Annotated in this window: 15 protein-coding genes; 3 read left to right on the top strand and 12 right to left on the bottom strand. The window is 47.7% G+C overall.

Annotation, left to right across the window (positions count from 1 at the left end; all coding sequences use genetic code 11):
* Nucleotides 1-11: 11 nt before the first annotated feature.
* From IKW96_RS08760 to IKW96_RS08715, 10 genes are all read right to left on the bottom strand, one after another.
* Nucleotides 12-1031, bottom strand: coding sequence for a rod shape-determining protein (locus IKW96_RS08760; protein WP_296573298.1), 1020 nt, complete (start codon nt 1029-1031; stop codon nt 12-14).
* A gap of 15 nt (nt 1032-1046) precedes the next feature.
* Nucleotides 1047-3269, bottom strand: a complete 2223-nt coding sequence (locus IKW96_RS08755; RefSeq protein WP_296573295.1) for an ATP-dependent RecD-like DNA helicase — start codon at nt 3267-3269, stop codon at nt 1047-1049.
* Between the two features lie 48 nt (nt 3270-3317).
* Nucleotides 3318-3662, bottom strand: coding sequence for a hypothetical protein (locus IKW96_RS08750; RefSeq protein WP_296573292.1), 345 nt, complete (start codon nt 3660-3662; stop codon nt 3318-3320).
* A 92-nt stretch (nt 3663-3754) separates the two neighbouring features.
* The gene (locus IKW96_RS08745; protein WP_296573290.1) at nt 3755-4486 is read right to left on the bottom strand and encodes a GNAT family N-acetyltransferase; all 732 of its coding nucleotides are present in this window, start codon (nt 4484-4486) and stop codon (nt 3755-3757) included.
* 45 nt (nt 4487-4531) lie between these two features.
* Nucleotides 4532-5581, bottom strand: coding sequence for an acyltransferase family protein (locus IKW96_RS08740; protein WP_296573287.1), 1050 nt, complete (start codon nt 5579-5581; stop codon nt 4532-4534).
* Nucleotides 5575-6402 carry a hypothetical protein gene (locus tag IKW96_RS08735; RefSeq protein WP_296573284.1) on the bottom strand — a complete coding sequence of 276 codons (828 nt, stop codon included), beginning with the start codon at nt 6400-6402 and terminating at the stop codon, nt 5575-5577. The genes IKW96_RS08740 and IKW96_RS08735 overlap by 7 nt, the downstream gene beginning before the upstream one ends.
* Nucleotides 6403-6418: 16 nt before the next feature.
* The gene (locus IKW96_RS08730) at nt 6419-7807 is read right to left on the bottom strand and encodes a dockerin type I domain-containing protein (protein WP_296573281.1); all 1389 of its coding nucleotides are present in this window, start codon (nt 7805-7807) and stop codon (nt 6419-6421) included.
* Between the two features lie 127 nt (nt 7808-7934).
* Nucleotides 7935-9092 carry a hypothetical protein gene (locus tag IKW96_RS08725; RefSeq protein ID WP_296573278.1) on the bottom strand — a complete coding sequence of 386 codons (1158 nt, stop codon included), beginning with the start codon at nt 9090-9092 and terminating at the stop codon, nt 7935-7937.
* Nucleotides 9089-9550 (bottom strand): sigma-70 family RNA polymerase sigma factor, encoded by a 462-nt coding sequence (locus IKW96_RS08720; RefSeq protein WP_296573276.1) that lies wholly within the window; start codon nt 9548-9550, stop codon nt 9089-9091. Before IKW96_RS08720 ends, IKW96_RS08725 begins: the two co-directional genes overlap by 4 nt.
* A gap of 258 nt (nt 9551-9808) precedes the next feature.
* Complete coding sequence (locus IKW96_RS08715) at nt 9809-11350, bottom strand: serpin family protein (protein ID WP_296573273.1); 1542 nt, start codon at nt 11348-11350, stop codon at nt 9809-9811.
* 235 nt (nt 11351-11585) lie between these two features.
* On the opposite strand from IKW96_RS08715, the gene IKW96_RS08710 reads away from it, so the two are divergent.
* Nucleotides 11586-14069 (top strand): glycoside hydrolase family 3 protein, encoded by a 2484-nt coding sequence (locus IKW96_RS08710; RefSeq protein WP_296573270.1) that lies wholly within the window; start codon nt 11586-11588, stop codon nt 14067-14069.
* Between the two features lie 382 nt (nt 14070-14451).
* Entirely contained in the window at nt 14452-15978 is a 1527-nt protein-coding gene (abc-f, locus tag IKW96_RS08705; RefSeq protein WP_296573267.1) for a ribosomal protection-like ABC-F family protein, read from the top strand.
* Nucleotides 15979-16038: 60 nt separating this feature from the next.
* Here abc-f and IKW96_RS08700 read toward each other — a convergent pair whose 3' ends face one another.
* On the bottom strand, nt 16039-18006 hold the full coding sequence (locus IKW96_RS08700) for a metallophosphoesterase (RefSeq protein WP_296573264.1): 1968 nt from the start codon (nt 18004-18006) through the stop codon (nt 16039-16041).
* Between the two features lie 133 nt (nt 18007-18139).
* Complete coding sequence (locus IKW96_RS08695) at nt 18140-19555, bottom strand: GGDEF domain-containing protein (RefSeq protein WP_296573261.1); 1416 nt, start codon at nt 19553-19555, stop codon at nt 18140-18142.
* A gap of 324 nt (nt 19556-19879) precedes the next feature.
* On the opposite strand from IKW96_RS08695, the gene IKW96_RS08690 reads away from it, so the two are divergent.
* A complete protein-coding gene (locus IKW96_RS08690; protein ID WP_296573258.1) occupies nt 19880-20968 on the top strand; it encodes a GntR family transcriptional regulator in 1089 nt (362 codons plus the stop codon).
* The last annotated feature ends 48 nt before the right edge of the window (nt 20969-21016 follow it).

Here is a 21016-nt window from a genome sequence, read left to right as displayed (position 1 = left end):
CTATTAACATCTTACCTGTACTTATAAACCGTAGCCGCCTCAAAGCCGTCAAGGAGAGTGGTCATTCTTCCGAAAGCCATGCCCGTGCCCTTTGCAACGCAGTTTATGGAGTCCTTGGCGATGTTGCAGTTTATGCCGAGAGTACGCTTGATGAGCTGGGTAAGTCCGCCGAGGAGGGCTCCGCCGCCTGTGAGGAGAAGTCCATTGTCGTAGATGTCGCCCACCAGTTCGGGGGGAGCTTCTTCAAGTACCTTGCGGATAGCTTCCATGATAGCGAAAGTGTCGTCCTCGATAGCTTCAAACAGCTCCGCTTCGCTGAGAAGCACCTGTGCAGGCAGTCCCTTGAGGAGACTTCTGCCCTTGACGATGTATGTGACCTCGTCGCTGGGGTCATAGAGGTTGCAGAGTTCTATCTTCACCTTTTCGGCAGTCCTTTCGCCTATAAGGAGCTTGTACTTGTTCTGCATATACTTGATTATTGAGCGGTCAATGGCGTTGCCTGCCACCTTTACCGTGTGTGAGCGCACAACGCCGTTCATGGAAACGATAGCAACGTCCGTGGTACCGCCGCCGATATCGACTATCATGTGTCCCTTTGCCTTGGTTATGTTCACACCTGCGCCTATCATAGCCGCAATGGGCTCCTGAATGAGATAGACCTGTCTCGAACCTGCGCTCTTTGCAGCTTCAACGACTGCACGGCTCTCGATATCGGTGATGAATGAGGGGATACAGATAACGATACGGGGCTTCATGAGCTGCTTGCCTGTAACCTTTATGATGAACTCGCGTATCATGCTGTGGGTAAGGTCGTCGTCGGAGATGACTCCCTCGCTGATAGGACGTCTTACTGCGATATAGTCGGGATTCCTGCCTATCATCTCATAGGCTTCCCTGCCGACAGCAAGAACTCTCTCCGTTCTTGTGTTGTAGGCTATGACAGAGGGCTCGCTGAGCACAACGCCCTTGTTTCCCATAGTCATAACGATATTTGAAGTACCGAGGTCGATTCCGATATCAGTATTTGCCATTTTTATCTTCCTTTCTTACTGCTCAAAGGGGGAGCTTGTCCTTGCAGGTCCTGTGAGCATATGGCGCAGGCAGGTGTAACGCCGCGTGCGCTTGTTGTTGTCTACCATTTTATATATATTCTCCTCATTTCCGATGATTATGAGGAGCTTCTTTGCTCTTGTTACTGCGGTGTACAGCAGGTTTCTGTAGCACAGCTTGTCGAAGCCGCCCATTATGGGAAGTATAACGGCTTCAAACTCGCAGCCCTGACTTTTATGCACAGTGACTGCGTATGCAAGGTCTACCTGAGAGAGCAGGTCAAAGGTATAGGTTGCCTTTCTGCCGTCGAAGTCTATGACTGCAAGTGAGCTCCTGTTGTCAATGCTGATTATGCGGCCGATATCGCCGTTGAAGATGCCTGCGCCCTGTTCTCCGTCCTTGGACCATGTGATGTCATAGTTGTTCCGCGTCTGCATGACCTTGTCGCCCTCGCGGTAGGTGTAGACGTATCCCTTTTTCTCCTGCTTATTCTTAGCAGGGGGATTGAGCTCCGCCTGTAAGAGCTTGTTGAGCTCCACAGTGCCTGTAACGCCCTTTCGTGAAGGTGTGAGCACCTGTATATCCTCAGTGGGGGAGTAGTTGTATGCCTTGGGAAGTCTTGTTTTCACAAGGTCTGTTATGAGCTGCAAAGCTTTCTGATAGTCGTCGCGCCTGAAGAAGAAAAAGTCGCTGTCCTTGCGGGTGAGGTCGGGATATTCTCCTGCAACTATCTTGTGGGCGTTGGTGACTATGCAGCTCTGCTGAGCCTGTCGGAATATCTCTTTCAGCTCAGTAACGGGAACTATGCCGCTGTCGATGATATCGCCCAGCAGGTTCCCTGCGCCCACTGAGGGGAGCTGGTCGCTGTCGCCCACCATTATGAGCCTGCAACCCAGCCTTACGGCACGGAGGAGCTTCTCGAAGAGGACAACGTCCACCATTGACATCTCGTCTATGATGAGCACGTCGCAGTCAAGGGGATTGTTCTCATTATGGGCGAATGTGAGCCTGTCGCCCGAGTCGTACACCACTTCCAGCATACGGTGTATGGTCTTAGCCTCGCAGCCTGCCAGGTCGGACATACGCTTTGCGGCTCTGCCTGTGGGAGCGGCAAGGAGCACCTTCATTCCGCGCTTCTCGAATATGGAGATGATAGCGTTGAGGGTGGTGGTCTTACCTGTACCTGGACCTCCCGTAAGCACCATGAGTCCCCGTGAGACTGCGGTAGTTATAGCCTGCCGCTGGAGCTTTTCGTATTTTATGTTATGCTCCTCCTCCTCGATGTCTATGAGGGTGTCATAGTTGAAGTCCTCGGGAGAGGAGAAGTCTTTCAGTATATGTATCCTGTCCGCAATGAAGCTCTCCGCGTAGAAGTAATCGGGGAGATAAACGAACTCAATATCGTTTTTTACGTATTCAAAGAGCTCGTCGTCGTCAAGTGCGGCGTTGTATGCGCTGTAGAAGTCGCTTTCCGATACGCCGAGAGTGTCCTGCGCCTTTTTCGCAAGTACCTCAAGTGGCAGACAGGTGTGACCTATGCCGCCGTTGGCGCGGAGTATGTACTGAACTCCTGCTGTGATGCGCTTGCTGTCGTTTCGTGCGATGTGCATATCATGGGCGATAGTGTCAGCCTTTGCAAATTCAAGGTCTATGTACTCGCCGCAGAGCAGATACGGATTGAGCCGCAAAAGCGTCATGGCGTCGGAGCCGTACTTCCTGTAGGTGTTCATGGCAAAGCGCGACTTTATCTCATACTGTGAGAGAAATGACATGAGATTACGCAGACAGAAGAGCTTCTGAGCCTCTGCGGCTATCTCGTCGCATTTTTTGGGGGAGATACCTTTTATCTCCGCAAGTCTGAAAGGGGCGTTCTCCATGATATCAAGAGTGCGGTCACCGAAAACCTCCACTATCTTCTTTGCAAGTCCGGGACCTATGCCCTTTACAGCTCCCGAAGCAAGGTACTTTTCGATATTGACTACAGTTTCGGGGAGCTTTCTCTCGCAGTATACTGCGCTGAACTGTGTGCCGAAGCGGGGGTGGGTGATATAGCTTCCCTCAAGGATAAGTCCTTCGCCCTCCTCGATGTCGCCGAGCTCTCCCACAACGGTTATGAGCTCGCCCCCTGCGTCAAGGTCAAGAACGATATAGCCGTTGTTTTCATTTTTGTAAAGGACATTTTCCACAGTACCTTCGATATGAAGTACCTCATGCTCCACAGTTTTCACCTCTGCACATAAACATTCAACTTATATTATACTATATAATTACGAAAAATGCAAATATTTTTTCATGGAGCTCTCCATATCTTCGGGGAGAATAATCTCTGCGGCATGATAGCGCTGACAGAACTCCCTGCAATGCTGTATCTGAGTTTCATTCGCACCCATATCCATGAGAAGAACAGTGCCTATCAGCGGATCGCCCTCCTCGATATGCGTGCCTATGCAGTCCAGCCTCCTGGTGAACTCACTGTCCTCGTTATGTATTGGGAGCAGGATACACATGGGATAATTTTTGCATTTAAGCTTTGAGCAGAGATAAAGACATACTATCTCGGCAGCAATGAGCAGAGCCGCAACTGAAACGGCAATGACCTCGGCAGTTTCCATAAAACCACTCCTTTCGCCTTATTATATGCTTCTGAGCGGTTCAATGTTACGAAAAAACATATGGACGTCATTTAGACGTCCGGGTAAATAGCTTATTGTGGGCGTATGAGCAGGTATTCGCCTGACCTGACAAACCCCAGCTTTTCCGCTGTGCGTGATGAGCCGTGGTTAGAGCGCTGGCAGGTCCATGTGGGGCGGCGTGATGGGAGTATCTCACGTATCAGTGCGGCAGCTGCCGCATATGCAAGTCCGCGGCGCTGAAAAGCTTCTGCGGTCTCAATGCCGATATCAGCCTCTTTACTGCTTACTGCTGATGAGAACGCCCATGCAGCAGCTTCGTTTCCGTGCATGATACAGACTCCCAGACCGTTCCTGCTGAACTGTCCGAAGCTGTCCCAGTAAAGAGAGGGAGGAACTGCGCCTGTTATGCTGTCAAAAAGCTCCCTGTCAATACTTCTGAGGGAAAAGCCCTCGGGTATATGGAGTTCGGGAGCGGTCTCCGCAGGGTAGCTGTAGAAATCACGGGGAATGAGCTCAATTCCGCCCATATCCGCAAGCTTTTGGCATAATGTTCTGTCGTTGCACAGGAATTTCAGCTTTTCCGCAAGGATAAGCTCATGTAACTCCTGTATCTCATCATCATTAGGAGTTCCAGATAAAAAGGTGAAGTTGTTCCTGTGACGGATAATGGTGCAGTTTACGGTCTCGTAAATACTGCCGCTCTGGTATTCTTCTGTGACGGAAAGTGGGAATACCCTGCATATTTCAATACTTTCCGCACATCGGATAAATTTTTTGTAGTTTTTTGTATCAATTGATTTCATATTTTACCTCGCAGTAATAAAAAGCTCCCCACAGGGAGCTTTTGGTCATATGAGCTTTTTTACGAACGGAACAAGCTTCAGAAGTCTTGTCAATACATATGAAATAACAAGAGTTATTATGCATATTCCGATGATAGTTATTGTACCGCCGTGCTCGAAGGGGTTGAACTTTATAACTGCAAAAATGAATTTAAGCACCGCCATGTGGAGCAGATATATACCGAACGAGCAGGTGTCCAGCTCTGCTGCAATGGTATCGAGAACGGGAACAGGAGTATTCTTTGTCTTGCGGATATAAGCGAAGGCTCCTATTGAAGCTGCTGCATATACCGGGAACGAATAAACGCTCAGGAATGATATCATTCTCCTGCTTGTCTCAGGCGAGCTCTTTTCCACGGACATTGCGTATACTGTAAGCATTGCCGTGATACCTGTGCATATGAGGAACATTATTCCCGAAGCGTTCTTCGGCAGCTTTATTATGCCTGTGTGGAGAGCGTGACCGAAGAAAAGATAGAGGGGATAAATGCTGAAAACACATACATAGAAGGGGAGCTTCTTGCCGGATATTGTCTCTATGAACGGTATAAGCGAAAGGAATACCGTGTATAGCAGCAGCAGATATTTTATCTTTGAAGCCGAAGCGTGGTCGCATATCAGCTTGTAAAACGGCAGCATGAGATATATCGCCATCATCAGGTAGATATACCACATATGCGGCCAGCCCGTACCAAGGAATATATCGCTGAAAGTGTCCTTTACAGTCTCAAACGGGGTATAATGGGCAGTGGTAAAAGCGTCGAATACCGAGAAAAGCAGAGAGAATACGATAAGCGCGAACACCATTCTCAGGAAATACTTTCCGAAAAGCTTTTTCGGCGTCAGTATTCGTTTGCTGTTGAGGAGAAGTGCTCCCGAAGCCATAACAAAGCATGGTACAGCCCACATCATGCAGTTCCTTACGGCTGACATGGTGCGGAGCTGATATGGAACAGCCGCATAATTTGCGGCTGTGAAAAACGTGTGCAGAACAACTACTGCGGCACAGGCTAATGCTTTTATGCGGCTCAGATAGAGCACACGACCGTTTACCATGTGAGTGCTCCGCCGCCCTGACCTGCGACACATCCGCCGTCGGGACTTGTAGGAGCTTCCGTAACGGGCTCAGTAGGTGCGGGAGCCTGTGTTGTGGGTTCTACGTATACTGTTGTGGGCTCTGTGTAAACAGTTGTGGGTGCGACATACTGTGTGGTTGCAGGCTGAGTGTATACGGGCTCTTCGTAAACGGGCTGAGTGTATACAGGCTCGGTAGCCTTTGGCTTTTCAGTTGTCGGCTCCTGTTCAGCTTCCAGGGAAGCGATCATGTTCTCAGCTTCCTTTGTGCTTACTTTCTGGTCGGAGAGCTTTGAGGTGTACTCTATGTAAGCAACTTCCTTGTCGAGGAGAAGCTCGCAGCCCTCAAGGTCGCCGAAGGGGAACTGATGAAGAATAGCAGACTTGTCGTCGCTGAAATCTATTTTTATGAGGTATTCCTCGTTTGCGATAGCGTCGCTGTTTCCGATAGCATAGCCCTCGCTGTTAACGGGAACATAGTAGAGCATACGTCTTTCGTTCTTAATGAAAGGGTCGTTTTCCTGAAGCATATTGCTCGGGAACTTTTCCTCAGAGCCGGACTTTACAGAGAAGCCCTTTATGCTCTTGCCTGTCTTGTTGTCAACAGTGATGGTGAACACAGAGCTGCCTGTAGCCTTATCGCCTATGAGCTTCATCTTGTCGGCTGATGTGGTATCCTCGACCTTGACCTTTGCAGCCTGAGTTGTGGTAACAGGCTCAACGTCAGCCGAAGGGGTTACATTTCCGCAGCCTGCAAGAATGAGGGCGGCAATGAATGTGAGAGTTGCAATTACTTTTTTCATATTTTATCCTCCTTGATCAGTCCATGACTAATTCTTTTACATATCTCCATGTTCCTGACTGACCATATGTTATCATATATCCGTTGTTACCCGTTTCATGTGCGAAATCGGGGTCACAAACATAAGTTGTATCGCCGATCTTTACCTCGGTCCATGAGTGAGCGCCCATAGTTCCGTCCTTGAGCGGTACCTTGCCCGAGATAAGATGTATGTCGTAGCCGAGAAGTCTGCCCATTTCACAGAACATCGCCGCCATTACATAGCAGTTGCCCTTGCCGTTGGTAAAGCCGTAGTCGGCGTACCATTCGAGGGAGTAATCCGTGGTCTGGGGCATATCGGGCTTCTGTCCGTAATACGGCGTTGCTGCCGCGGATTTGAAGGCTGCCTGAAGGTCCCAGCCTACAGCGTCAAGACGCGCTTTTGCAAGCGGATAATCGTATTTGTTCTCAGGCGGCTGAGTTACCGTAACTGTCCATGCGGTTCCGCCTGCGTAGTAGTCCTTTTTTGAAACAGTGGTCTGTATCAGTATTGCAGGAGCAAAGTCAGAAGATGATGACTTGAACTCGCTTGCGGTGATATTGAGCTTGCCGCCGGAATATTTTACGGAATCCACCTTTACATCGGGAATGAATTCAAAGGACGGTGCAGGCTCTGAGACCTTCTGCATATAATCCATATTTGCGTAGCCCGATACTCCGTTGTAGGTAACGTGGGCCCACTGACCGTTGCCGTAGCTTACGGGGATTATTGCATTGGGCGGTATCCTGCCGATGGACTCGGTAGCCGCTGAGTGGTCTGTTCTTATATTAAGATATGAGGTAACGTTTTTCGTCGTATATGTTCCTGCATAGCTTGTGCTGCAGCCGCATTCAGCCGTAGTGTATATCTTTTTCTTCTGATAGTTGGAAGATGTAAGGAACACGGGCTTTACAAGAAGTACGGACTGGGCGAAAAACGCGTCGTTGTACTTTGTGAGGTAATTATTCACAACAGCTTCGCTCAGGTAGGGGGAGAGAGCTGTTTTCAGTTCGGTCACCGAGGTAACTGCACTTCCTCCTTCGTTTACGCCAAGCTTTTTGAAAGCGTCGGTATAGCCTGTGGTGAGCCTGTCGGTAACAGATGTGAACTTTATTGTCCTGTCGGAAGCGAGGATAGTTTTTCTAAGCTTTACCACGTCGTATACGTCGGTCTTGCCGTCGCCGTTGAGGTCGGCAGTCTTTGTCTGCGCCTGAGTAAGCTCGCTCTTGCCGAGGACATAGCCCTGCAATAAGGACAGGTCTGTGGAGTCTGCGGAACCGTCGCCGTTTATGTCACCTGTTACGGCAGCGCTTGCAGATACGGGCAGAAGGTTTCCTGCCGATATTGCCGCAGCAAGAAGTAAGCCCAGAAGCTTGTGATGTTTCATAAAAAGACTTCCTTTCATTTATTAACGTTTCCATATTAATATACGAATCGGGAAAGAAAAATGTGACACAAAAACACAAAAAATTTTTTGGAAATATCCGAAAAGCAATTTTTTCGGAAAATTTATATCAGAAGCCGTTTTCGGCCTGTTGGATCGTAAATACCAGATTTTCGTCGCCGACAGCCCTTAATATGTCCTGCTGCTGTTCAAAAACGGACATATTTCCCATTTTTACAGGCTCGTAGGCTCCGTCGGGAACTGCTTCTCCGTTGTTCATGAGGAAGAAAACGTAGGAATGCCCCACATTCTGTCTGCCGCCGCTTTCGCCTGCGACTTCAACGGAGTACTCTTCCTGGCAGGCAATTGGCGGAAAACCGTACAGCTCTGAGTATTCCTCGGCAGGAATGAATCCGCCCCTGAAGAATACCGTGACCCTGTCGTTTGCCCGGATATCGCCTTTGAAGACCTTGCTGACGGTGATGTTTTCTGCTGTGAATGCTTCGCCGCCTATAGAAGTATACACTATTTCGTCAAGATTTGCAAGTACTACGGCGCAGGAATCGTTATACATTTCTGAAATGTCTATATTTATACCGCTTTTTTCGTTATCTTTTGGGTGAAACGATTCATCAGAGGAATCTTCAACTATTACTTCGGGCTTATTAGAAGCGTTTCCGGAATATTCCTCCTCGCTGATGGTCTTGCCGCGCAGAGGATAGTTCCTGTCGACGGATACCGTCAGATCTCGGTATCTCAGGCCCGGTGCGGACTCCTCCTTCTCATTCTGCATGTCTGCTTTGGTTGTCGGCTGTACGGCTTCTGTCCTTGCAGCCGCGGTACTTGTTGTTATGGGAGCCGAAGTTGCAGCGGTTGCGGCCTTTATTGTTGCAGAAACTGTCGTATCCACAGCAGAAGCAGTGGTCGTTTCAGCTTTTTCGGTGGAAACAGCTGCAGTTGATGTTGTTTTTGCTTTAGTGGTGGTCTGCGGAGCAGTTGCGGTCTCTGCTTTTTTCGTACTCACCGCTGCAGAAGCAGTTTCTGAGGTGGTTTCCGTTAACGTACTGTCGCTGCTGAAATGCTTTATATCCTTCGGCATCATAATGGCAGTACCGATAACGGCTGTCATCATAGCAGCCGCAGCCGCAAATTTTATGATAAAGGGAAATAATGGCTTTTTATTTCTGCCGCTCTCAAGTTTTGCGAACTCCTGAGCGAACTCTTCCTTTCTGTCGGGCTCTTCAAAGCCGAAAGCTTCTTTAAGAGCGCTTTTCTTTTTTTCTGTCATATAAGCTCCTCCCTTCCCAGATACTCATGCAGCGTCCCGAGGATATGCTTTATCCTGCGGTTGAGTGCAAAGCGCGAGATATTGTACAGCTTTGCGATAACATTCACAGGTACTTCGTTTACGTAGCGCAGAAGTATTATCTCCCTGTCCTCGGCAGAAAGTCTGTTCAGAGCCTGTTTCAGGTCAACTCCCGAAAGGACGTCGTACTCGACGTTATCGGCTGATAACTCCGTATCTGTAAGCTCCGTTGTCTTTTTTCTGCGGAATTCATCAAGACAGAGATTGCCTGCGATAGTGTACAGCAGCTGCAGGGTCTTGTCAACGCTGTTGTATTGCGGGTGTTCGAGGTAGCGGAGAAAGGTCTCCTGAGTTATATCTTCGGCGGTCTCCTTGTGTCTTACGCGAAGAAAGCAGTAACGGTAGATCTTGTCGTACTGCTCATTGATATCAATGGACACAGGCTCGCCCCCTTCTCCGAAAGTCTTATATAAAATATATTATAACATACATTATAATGTAAATCAACAGGAACAGTGAAAAAAGTGGCTTTTCATTATAAAACAGCTGAAAAAACACCTGAATACAGGAAAACCGTATCATAAAGATACGGTACCTGAGTGTTTCCCCTTACAGAAGGAAATCGTTTGCGCCGCTTATGTGCAGATACGGCTTTTTACACATAAACTATAGCAAACAAAACTTAAAAAAGTCTTAAATCAGCTTAATGAATTAAGTACGCCGATGAATATCGGTATATTTGTCTCTGTATCGAATATGCAGTACACGAAAGGCCTGTCGAAAACTATTTCCTTTTCTGGTCTTGCGGGAGCGCTTTCGTCCTTCATCACAACTATGGTGGCTGCTGCTGCCTTTGTACCGTTTTCGTCGAGGTCTATGAAGGTCTTGTGCTTGACATAGCCGATGTGGAGTGGATTGCGGTCTGCGATAGCTGACATATTGGAGAAATCGGCATTGCTGCTGAAAGAAGTGGGCATACCCATGTCGATCAGTTCGTCGTTCAGCTCGTTTTCGTATTCGTACTTGAATTTCGGGAGTTTTACGCTTGCCATGTCAAAGCTGCTGCCAAAGCTCTTGAGGAGAGCGTTGAGCTTCTCGGGTGTGAGTTCCCCTATATACTTGTCTATGGAAGTGCTCTCGTCCGGGAGAAGTGCAGCAAATGCATATTTTCTGCCCATGTATTCCTTTACGATGCCCTGAGTGTTTTCGTCGCTGATATAGTACTCGGAGCTCGACATCATCTTTGCGTCCTGTTCGGTGCCGTCTGCTGCGGTGAACTTTCCGTCGGAGACCATATATTTTTCGTAAGGCTCGTTCCACTGAGCCTCGAAAGCGACTGCGTTCACAAGGTACATTACGTCATCAGGCTCGATCTGGTTGAGAATTGACGGTATCATCTCGTTTGTCTTTTCGTTTACCCAGTTGTTTACGTCATTGAGTGTAGTATCGTCAAAAGGCGCAATGTAGAACTCTGAGTCATAGTAGTCTACGCAGTTCTGGATAAAGCTTGGGAGCACCTGTATGCGTGTCCTGTCGTTTATTGCCCATATGGAGTTTGCCGTGCTGATCGACCACTTTGCCCAGTCGCTTGTGTTGACCGTTCTTTCGCGCTGACCACGGAAATAACCGTTGAGGCGTTCTATATTCATGCCGTCGCCGAGGACTTTTTCCATTTCACTGAGAGTTGTGCCGTTTGCGCCGTTGGCTGTCATGCCGAGAGCCTGTGCCACGGAATATGGCGAGATAAGGTCGTTTTTACCTTTGCTTTCGTTGTATGTGGCTTTGAAGAGATCGACGGTGAACTTTGTCTGGCTGTCTATGAATTCCTTGTCAGTGTCACCGCCTGACATAGCAGTGCCTATTATGCGCGGAGATTTGCTTATTCCTGCACAGAGGTTCTGCGCGTTCGGAGCAAAGCTCGGCTCGGGAGCTGATGTTATATCCTTTACGATAAGCCTTCTCATGGTGATAAGGTCGAATACATCGAATTTGCCGTCGTTGTTGGCGTCTGCGCCGGGAGCGGGCTCGCCGTAAGCAGGAAACAGGTCCTTTTCTCCTTTTAGCCAGCGCTGGAACAATACAATATCTGCAAGATTGAATACCTGATCAAGATTCGTGTCGCCAGTGACAATGTTCTTGCTGTCTAAAGGCGGTGTGGCGTTTGAGATGAACGCTGATGTTGCAGCAGGCGCTGCGATAGTCAATGCAGCCGCAGCTGCGATGATCTTCCTGAATTTCATAAGTATACCTCCTCATAATTATAGTTGCACTCAAAGAGCACGGAAGTGCTTTCTGTATAGCATAACGTTTTATATGACTGAAATGTGCGGCCTGAATTGTAAACAATTTGTAAATGATTGATATCTTTTATTTGTTGACCTCATACGTATTCTGTGATATAATAACAATAACTTTTAATTTTTGACATAAGCACGCAAACGTAAAAACATTCTTAAATCAAAAAAGGAGAAATTCATGAAAAAAGCATTATCACTGTTATTACCAATTGCATTGCTTTTATCGTCGGTTTCCTGTGCGGAAAAAGCAAAGACCGACGATAAGACCGAAACAACGACCGCAGCACAGACAACAACAATTAATGACGGTCAATTAAAGTATGAAAAGTATGCTTCTATGACTCCCGAAGAGATCGTTGCACAGCTCACTCTCGAGCAGAAGGCTTCGCAGATGGTCCAGCCTGCCATTTATACAGTCGAAATGGATCCTGAGACCATAATGAAGGAAAACGATTACGGCAGCATTCTCGGTGAGGATACAGGTTCGGAAAGATCTTATGATGAATGGCAGGACATTACGAATGAGCTCCAGGAGGGAGCTGTCAGGTCAGAGGCTGGTATTCCGTTCGTTTACGGAAGCGATCACTCCCACGGCGTAGGCTACTGCCTTGATTCCGTTATATTCCCGCATAATATCGGCGTCGGAGCTGCAAACGACCCCGAACTTACATATCAGATGGGAATGGCTGTTGCTGACGAGGCAAGGATTTGCCATATCCCGTGGAATTTCTTCCCTGTTGTGACTCAGTCGGGAGACCCCCGCTGGGGACGTACATACGAGTGCTACAGCTCAGACCTCGATATAATCTCAGAGCTGGGTTCGGCTTACATCAAGGGCTATATCGCAGGCGGCGGAATCTCCTGTGCAAAGCACTTCTTTGCTGAGGGAAGCGTTGAGTACGGAAAGGGCGAGGAGGGCTTCCTCATCGACAGAGGAGAGGCTACTCTTACAGACGCGGAGATAGATAAGCTGCTCAAGGTATATCAGGATATGATAGACGCAGGTACTCAGACTATCATGATAAGCCACTGTATGCTCAACGGCGTGAAAATGCACGAAAACAAGAAGTATATCATGAAGCTCAAGGAAGAGATGGGCTTTGAGGGCTTCATTGTCAGCGACTGGGAATCCATTCACCATATCCCCAACAAGACCTTCGAGGAGCAGGTGGTAGCTGCAATAAATGCAGGGATCGATATGCTCATGGAGCCTGAGAAATACGACGAGGCAAGGGATATCATCATCGACGCTGTAAAGAACGGTACTATCACTGAGGAACGTGTTGATGACGCTGTAAGACGTATAATAAAGGTCAAGAAGGAGAACGGTATTTTTGATGATCCGTTCTTTGAGAAGTCCGAAACAAAGCAGAAAGAGGTCGGCTCACAGGAATACAGGAATATCGCTGAGAAAATGGTGGAGGAGAGCCTTGTTCTCATCAAGAACGAAAACAATGTGCTCCCACTCAAGGAGGGCGCTTCCGTTTATATCATAGGACCGGCTTCCGACGATGCAAGCGTGCAGTGCGGCGGCTGGACTCTCGACTGGGCTGAGAGCTTCACAAAGAAGATACCCGGTGTTACCACTGTTCTTGAAGCTTTCAAGACGTATGCGGACGATTACGGTATAAAAGTTATCACAAATCCCGATGAAGCCGTGAATGCAGACGTTGTTCTGAATGTTGTGGGCGAGCAGGTGTACTCAGAATGGAACGGCGATACAGAGGACCTCAAGCTCTGCGGCGAGCTCGGTCTTGAGAAGAACCGCAAGTCTATGAAAGAAGCAAAGGATCTTGGCAAACCGATCGTTACCTGTATCATTGCAGGCAGACAGGTGCTCATCGACGAGGGCGACTACAATAACTGGGACAGCGTTGTAATGTGCTATCTTCCGGGTTCTGAGGGCAAGGGAATTTCAGACGTTCTCTGCGGCTGTGCTGATTTCACAGGCAAGCTCCCGTCGCCCTGGTACAAGTCTGTAAAGCAGATAGGTACTGACGAATGCTGGCTTGAAAAGGGCTACGGTCTGAATTACGGAGAGGGCTTCGTTCCGCGCAAGGAGCCTGTTCCTGTGGGTGGTGCTTCTGTTTTTGAGGAGGAGCCTGAGACAGACCCTACAGAGGGTACGAATTACACTAAGGGAACATTAAAGAATGGTGTTTACACCAACGAATATGCAAAGATAAATGCAAGTATTCCAGAGGGCTTCGAGCCTATCCCCGAAGGTCAGATGCAGACTGTTAAAAACAGCATACTGTATCAGTGCTCCGAGGGAAAGGACGAGATACGCGAAACTGCAAGAGCCTGGGACAGCTATTACTACAGCGATACCGACAGTATGGCATTCTCTTTCCTGAATACAAAGCTCGGCGCTCCTGATGAAACTGACTATACCGAGGAAAAATACCTTGACGATTTCAAGGCTTTCCTGGAAAACTTAGCAGGCTCGGACTCCGTTGAACTTACATTTGAGGAAAGAGCAAAGGTAAAGCTCGGCGAAGAAGAATATCTCCGCGAAGTTGTCAGGGTTGAATACAATGGCGAAAAGCAGTATGAATACTTCTATGTCAGAAAGCTCGACGACGATCTTATGTGTATCGTTGAAATGAACGGCACGGGAACTGACAATACGCCTGAGTATTATGAGAAAATGTTCAAGTGACAGTTAGATAATAAAAGTTGAAACATCAGTTTTTCTGATCACAGCAAATGCTGCGGCTTGTCCGCAGCATTTTTTCTTGACAAATGGAAAAAGCTGTGTTATAATACCAGTAGAATTTCACGAAAGAGGTGTGAGGATGAAAAGATAATTCACTTTTGAACACATGAATATCAATCTGACAGTGTGATTATTTACAGGCATACTGTCTTGTCATGTTGCCAAAAGTGGATTATGTTCTCATAACCTCTTTTTGCTTTTATATATTTGCAGGTGACGGATTTTACAGCCGTGTCATCTCTCTTTTCATGAGGTTATAAGTGCGTAACGGGATCTTTTGGCAGCAAAGGGTCCCTTTTTTCGGACCTCGGAAGGAGGAACAATTATGTCACAGATAAGTGTTAATTCCCTTACATTCGGTTATGAGGGAAGTTTTGACAATGTTTTTGAAAATGTATCGTTTTCGATAGATACTGCATGGAAGCTCGGTTTTATCGGGCGGAACGGCAAGGGAAAGACAACTTTCCTCAATCTTCTCATGGGAAAGTATAATTACAGCGGCTCAATTGATACTTCATCGGGATTTGAGTACTTTCCGTATCAGCTGACGACGGAACAGATGGAAGGATCAGCTTCTGAGTTCATCGGAGATATAAAGCATAACTGCGAGGAATGGCGTGTCATATGCGAGCTGAGTCAGCTCGGCGAGACTGCGGAGCTCCTCTACAGACCGTTCCGCACACTCAGTCACGGTGAGCGTACAAAGGTGCTGCTTGCAGTTCTTTTCTCCGGTGAAAATGAGTTTTTGCTGATAGACGAGCCTACAAATCATCTTGACCGCAATGCAAGGGAGACTGTAAAAAAGTACCTCGCTTCAAAAAGCGGATTTATACTCGTTTCTCACGACCGCGAGCTCCTTGACGCCTGTATCGACCATGTCCTTGTGCTGAACAGAAAGACTATCGAGGTGCAGAACGGTAATTTTTCAAGTTGGTGGGAAAACAAGCAGCGCAAGGATCAGTTTGCTATAGCTGAGAACGAGAAGCACAGAAAGGAGATAAAAAAGCTCAGGCAGGCTGCAAAAAGGACTTCCGACTGGGCGGATAAAAGCGAGCGTACAAAGATCGGCTTCGACCCTGTCAAGGAAAACGACAGGTGTATAAGCACCCGTTCCTTTATCGGTGCAAAGACCAAGAAAATGCAGAGCAGAGTGAAGAATATCGAAAAGCGCATTGGCAGGGAGATAGAGGAAAAAGAGGGGCTTCTCAGCGATATAGAGAGGACTCCCGAGCTGAAGCTCTCTCAGCTCGTTCATCACAGCAGTACCCTTGTGAATGTGAGGGAGCTGAGCCTGCGGTATAATACGGCGGAGAGCAATGTATTTTCGGGGCTAACCTTTGAGCTGAAAAGGGGAGACAGAGCTGCTCTCAACGGAGGAAACGGCTGCGGGAAAACTACTCTGATAAAGAATATACTCGCAAAGGCGGGCGACGCTTCAAAAGCACGGAATATCACCGAAAACGGCATATGCGATGTGGCTTCGGGGCTTGTTGTTTCCTATGTGGATCAGGACACTTCCATGCTGAAGGGCAGTGTACAGGACTTCTGCTATGCAAGAGGGATTGACCTCGGTATGTTCTGCACGATCCTCAGGCAGCTGGACTTTGAGCGCTCGCAGTTTGCAAAGCCGCTGACGGATCTGTCCGAGGGGCAGAAAAAAAAGGTGCTGATAGCGTCAAGTCTGCTCACGCCTGCACATCTTTACATATGGGACGAGCCGCTGAACTATATCGACATTTTTTCGCGTATGCAGATAGAGAAGCTTCTGCTGGAATATAAGCCGACTATGCTTTTTGTGGAGCATGATACGCGGTTCCGCGAAAAAGTTGCAACCAAGGTGATCGAATTGTAAACAAAAGCGCCCGAAAGCATTATTTCTGCTGCTTTCGGGCGTGTTTTATGCAATATTGAGTTATTTCCTGCGTTTCCTGCTTATTATTACCATTGCAAGAGATATTATGAGGAATGGTGTAATGCTGAAACGTCCCGATGTTTTCGGACTGTTTCCGGTGCTTCTCAGGGCTTTTGCTGTCGAAACAGGACTTGCCGCGTTCAGAAGCTTTAAATTTTTCAGCGGTATATCCGTATGTCTTACGTACTCCGACGAGCCTGCACGGAACAGCTCATATGCAAGATCATTGCCGTTTCGGTAAATAAAGCTGAAATGCGCGTCGGCAGAGCCGATGACTGTGGACAGGTAGCCGGAATGTGCGTAAGTGAAGCCGAGCTCTGTAGTATTTGTCTGCCAATCTGCCGAATCTGTCGGACAAATAATGGTGTCGCCCTCGGTTAGTATGAACTCCGTTTCGCCTCGTGAGTGGTCGTGTCCGAACAGATAAAGAATGTTCATGTCATATTTCACGGCATAGGAATTGATAAGCTCTGCGATATCGTAGGAATTGCTGATATTATAGGCGGTAGAGCCTGCCCATGCTCCTGTTGAGCTGCCGCTTTGTGGCTGAACTCCAAGTGCGTGGAGACCTGCATGGGCAGAAATAATGATTATCTCTCCCTTATAGTTCCTGGCTGTTTCTTTGAGAAAGCTTTCGAGCTGGCTTTTTACATTGCTGTAATCCTGCGGCAGAGCAGGTGAACTCTCGAGAGAACCGTAGTTTATACCGTAAACAATTATATCCTTTGCGGCGGTGCTGCTTTTTCCGTTTGAAGCTGCAGCGGCTGAGTTCCCGCGGAAAATAACTCCGCAGCCGTCGGAAAAATCGCTGTCAGCGCCGAGACCGGCTTTTATGGAAAGCTCCGAAACTGCCTTTGAGGCGTCGTGATTTCCTGCCACATATACGGTATCAAGTCCGCCGAGATAAGGCTTTATCCGCGGAGCATATGTGTTTATCATTGTATCATAGTCCATAGTCGGACCGTTTATCATGTCGCCTGTACATACAATAAGGGACGGTATATAGCCGTCTGTGCGGTCAAGAACATTTTCGATAGCCTTGCTTATAAGGTCGTACTGTTCGTGTATGTCTGAAAATGTAATGACAGAATCCGGAACAGCTCCCTTTGCAATGACAAACAGTGCTTCCTGCGATTTTTCACGGTAATAATGGTCAGTACTGTCATGTGCTTCGACGATACAACTAACGTGATGAACTCCCGTCGGCAGACCGGCAAGAGCGTCAGCAGTAAAACTGAGTCCGCCTGTTGCACTTTCCTCTCCGTCAATGAACCATTTTACGCTGTCGGCAACAATGGAATCATTAAGGAGCTCAACAGTAAATTCGGGAGCTGAATAGCCGCTGCCCTCTATTGCAAAGCTCTGAGCGCAGGGCTGTGTTTTTATGCATCGGGCAAGCTCCTCGCCGCTGGTGTACAGCTCGATATCAGCTGCTTCCGCTGCGTTGTCTGTACAGCCGAAGGGAACCGGGGCGCCATCAGTATAGGTAAGGTAGGTCTTTTGGCCGTTGTCGATGTAGAATAGTCTGCCGTCGGAATAATTCCATGTCTGATCGCCTTCCGACCACCAGTCCTGTGTGAGATACAGGTCGTTCCCGTGACAGCAGAGGCGGTGAGTATCAGTGTATAAGTAGGTGTAATGAGGAGTGGTGCTGGAGACCATTTTTTCCTCATAAAAATGCCATATGTACTCTGCGCTTCTGTGGTCGTCGGCTGTGAGGAGCACGTCTCTGCCGTCAGAGTTCCTGGCGGTGATAAGGTAATTTCTGCCGTTTTCGAGTTCCGTAGCCTTGAACCACTTCTGATCGTTATCGAGTGTTATGACGCCTTTTTCGGAAGTATGCGGAACAGTTGCTGAGAAGTCCTCTGCTGCTCCGTAAACATATGTGTCTGCAAAATGCATCATAAAAGCGGCAGAAACTGCCGCAAACAGCAGAGAAAGCTTAGTGTGTATATTGATAGGTGTCACCTCCGTAAAATGTCTCAGTGCTATTATTATACCATTTTTTTAGCGGTATGTCAAAGGGAACATATGCATTTTAGGTGGATATTCTGCATAAAAAGCCCCGAAGCAACGGCTTTTGCCGCTTCGGGGCGTTGTTTTACTTGTGCCGGCGCTCGGGGTGGCGCTTGTAGTATTCTTCCTTGTCGGCATACATTCTTTCGTCGGCAGTCGCCATTGCATACCTTATGTCGTTTCTGCCCTCGTCACAGCAGAAGCCTACTGCAAAGCTGACTCCGTCGGAACTGTCGGCATAACTGCGGAGTTTTGCTATACCCTGTTCAAAATCTTCGTCGCTCAGTCCCGACACGAAAACGGTGAACTCATCTCCGCCTGCACGGTATATTTCCTGACCTATAAATGCGTCCTGCAAAATAAGAGCAGCATTTTTCAGCAGGAGATCGCCTGCTATGTGACCCTGATTATCGTTGACCTGTTTCAGACCGTTGAGGTCGGCGAAGATGACGCGCAGGTCGGCAGGATAAGGCTCCTTGCCGTCAACGAGCGAATTGACGCGGTTGTTCATGGCGTTGCGGTTCTTTACGCCTGTGAGAAGGTCGATAGTGCTCATTATCTCAAGACGGTTGAGAAGCTGATAGTTCGCTATGGCATATGAGATGAAATATGTGGTCAGCTCGAGAGTTTCGCGTATATTCAGAGCTTCGTCCACGTCAAAGTCGGTCACCCATATGTAGCCCTTGGTCTCGTTGCCGTAGTTGAGAGGGAAGAGCACAAGAGTGTTTGTGTCGTACTGCTTCAGCGATTCGTACCATGCAGGATTGCGCGCTTTCAGGTGCAGCATGTCCTGTTCGTTTTTTATCATGAGGTAGTCGCTTCCGTCGATAGTTGCAGGCCATGTTGAGACAATATCGAAGAACTCAGGGGTGATTATGCCTGTTATGGGACCCTGAGGTCCTTCGATTATGTGGTCGTCACTGAGAAGCCTGCACATTCCGGCGTTGAAATCCGTGAGCAGTATGCAGCAGCGGTTGGCGTTGCAGAGCTTTCGGATATGAGCTGTAACATCATTTATCGAGGTCTGGAAATCCGAGCCGCTGTACAGCTTTATACACGCCTGGAGCACATTTGAGGCAGTCTCAAGCGGAATGTTCGACATGAGTTCGGAATCAGCGTTCAGCGTGATCGTGTATGTGTATGTGCAATAGCCTATGTTCTCATCATCGCTTTTAACGGGCATGAAGAAGAGGTTGAACCATATATCGTAGCGTCCCGGGTGCACATATGTGTGCAGTACTTCCTTCTTAACAGCCGAGCGGTAGCAGAAATCCTCGAAATTGAGATCAAGCGGAAAGTATTTGGTGTAAAGTGAGTTCGGAACAAATACTTTTTCCTTTGCGATGTCCGTATTGCTGTCGCCGTTGCGTTCTATAGAATCGATATATGCTTTGTTTCCGTCAACTATCCTTATGTCGCCGTAGCCGCCGTCAGGTTTCTTTTCGACTGACATTATGCAGGTCACGGAGTCAAATGATTCAAGCAGTTTTTTAAAATCCATATTGATACCTCGCATTCTGGTTAAGATAGCTTTTGGCTTATATAGTATTATATCATACTTTTAAATAACAATCAACCGATATTTTGTTAATTTTTTATGATAAAACAGACGGTTTCAGAGGCGGACAATACAAATTCTTTTAATTTGCAGAAGATGTATTGACGAAAATTAAATGCGAATTTGTCGTAATGCACAATCAGGGAAAAGACTTTTTGTATGTACATACAATTTTGCGTATGCATTGTAAAAGTTGTATTTACAAATAGAGAATTGTATGGTATTATTTAGAAAAAGCCGAATGTTTTTCGGATATGGGAGGATATTATGGAAGATTATAAATATTTGGCGATCGTGGAATGGGCTAAGAACTATATTGCTTCCAAAGGGCTCAGACCAAGAGATCGTTTTCTCACTGAAAAGGAGCTCTGTGAGATACACGGCGTCAGCAGACAGACTGTGCGGCAGGCTCTTATGTGTCTTGAGAACGACAATGTGATCTGCCGTGTCCGCGGCAGCGGCGCTTTCGTTTCGGGCGGCTATTCGCAGAGCGTTCCGGTTTCACAGGTGCAGACGCGGAATATCGGCGTAATATCCACGTATTTTACGGATTATATCTTTCCGCAGATCGTAACGGGCATCGAGAGCGTTCTCAACGATTCGGGCTATTCCATGCAGCTGGCGATAACTCATAATAAGGTTGCCGAAGAACAGCAGGCTCTCCAGAGCATGATATCGGGAGGAGTTCAGGGACTTATCGTGGAGCCCTCCAAGAGTGCTCTCCCTAATCCGAATATGGCGCTTTATGACGAGCTCAGGAGCAAGAATATCCCTGTTGTGTTCTTCAATGCGAACTACCCGTGGTCGGGGTATCCCTGTGTTGCTCTTGACGACGAAGCCGCAGGCAGAATGGCGGCGGATTACCTGTTTGACTGCGGTCACACAAAGATAGCAGGATTGTTCGCACTTGACGATATTCAGGGACATAAGCGATACAGCGGCTTCATAAAGAGCTGCATAGCCCACGGACTGAAAAATGCCGAGGAAAATGTTATGTGGTTTGCAACGACTGACAAGAACTTTATTTTTACATCGGGCGGGAACCGTCTGCTGGAGTTCCTCAGCGAGACAACTGCTGTTGTATGTTATAATGACAACATTGCCATTAAGCTCCTGCAATTCTGCAAGGAGCATGACATCAGTGTCCCCGACGACCTCTCGATAGTAGGCACTGATGATTCAAAATATGCGTCGATATGCGATGTTCCGCTTACCACGATAATACATCCGCAGAGAAAACTGGGCGAAGCTGTTGCGGAGAAGCTGATAGACGGGATAAGCTCTTTTACGGCAGAAAACGACGATATCATATTTACTCCCGAGCTTAAAATACGGGATTCTGTTAAAAAGCTCTGATACTCATAAATAAAGATAAGACGGTGTTAATGGAGCGTGAGGGGTATT

The organism is Ruminococcus sp., from assembly GCF_017549005.1.
In the GTDB taxonomy this organism is placed as follows: domain Bacteria; phylum Bacillota; class Clostridia; order Oscillospirales; family Ruminococcaceae; genus Ruminococcus.
This window is presented reverse-complemented; position numbering and strand designations above follow the sequence as displayed.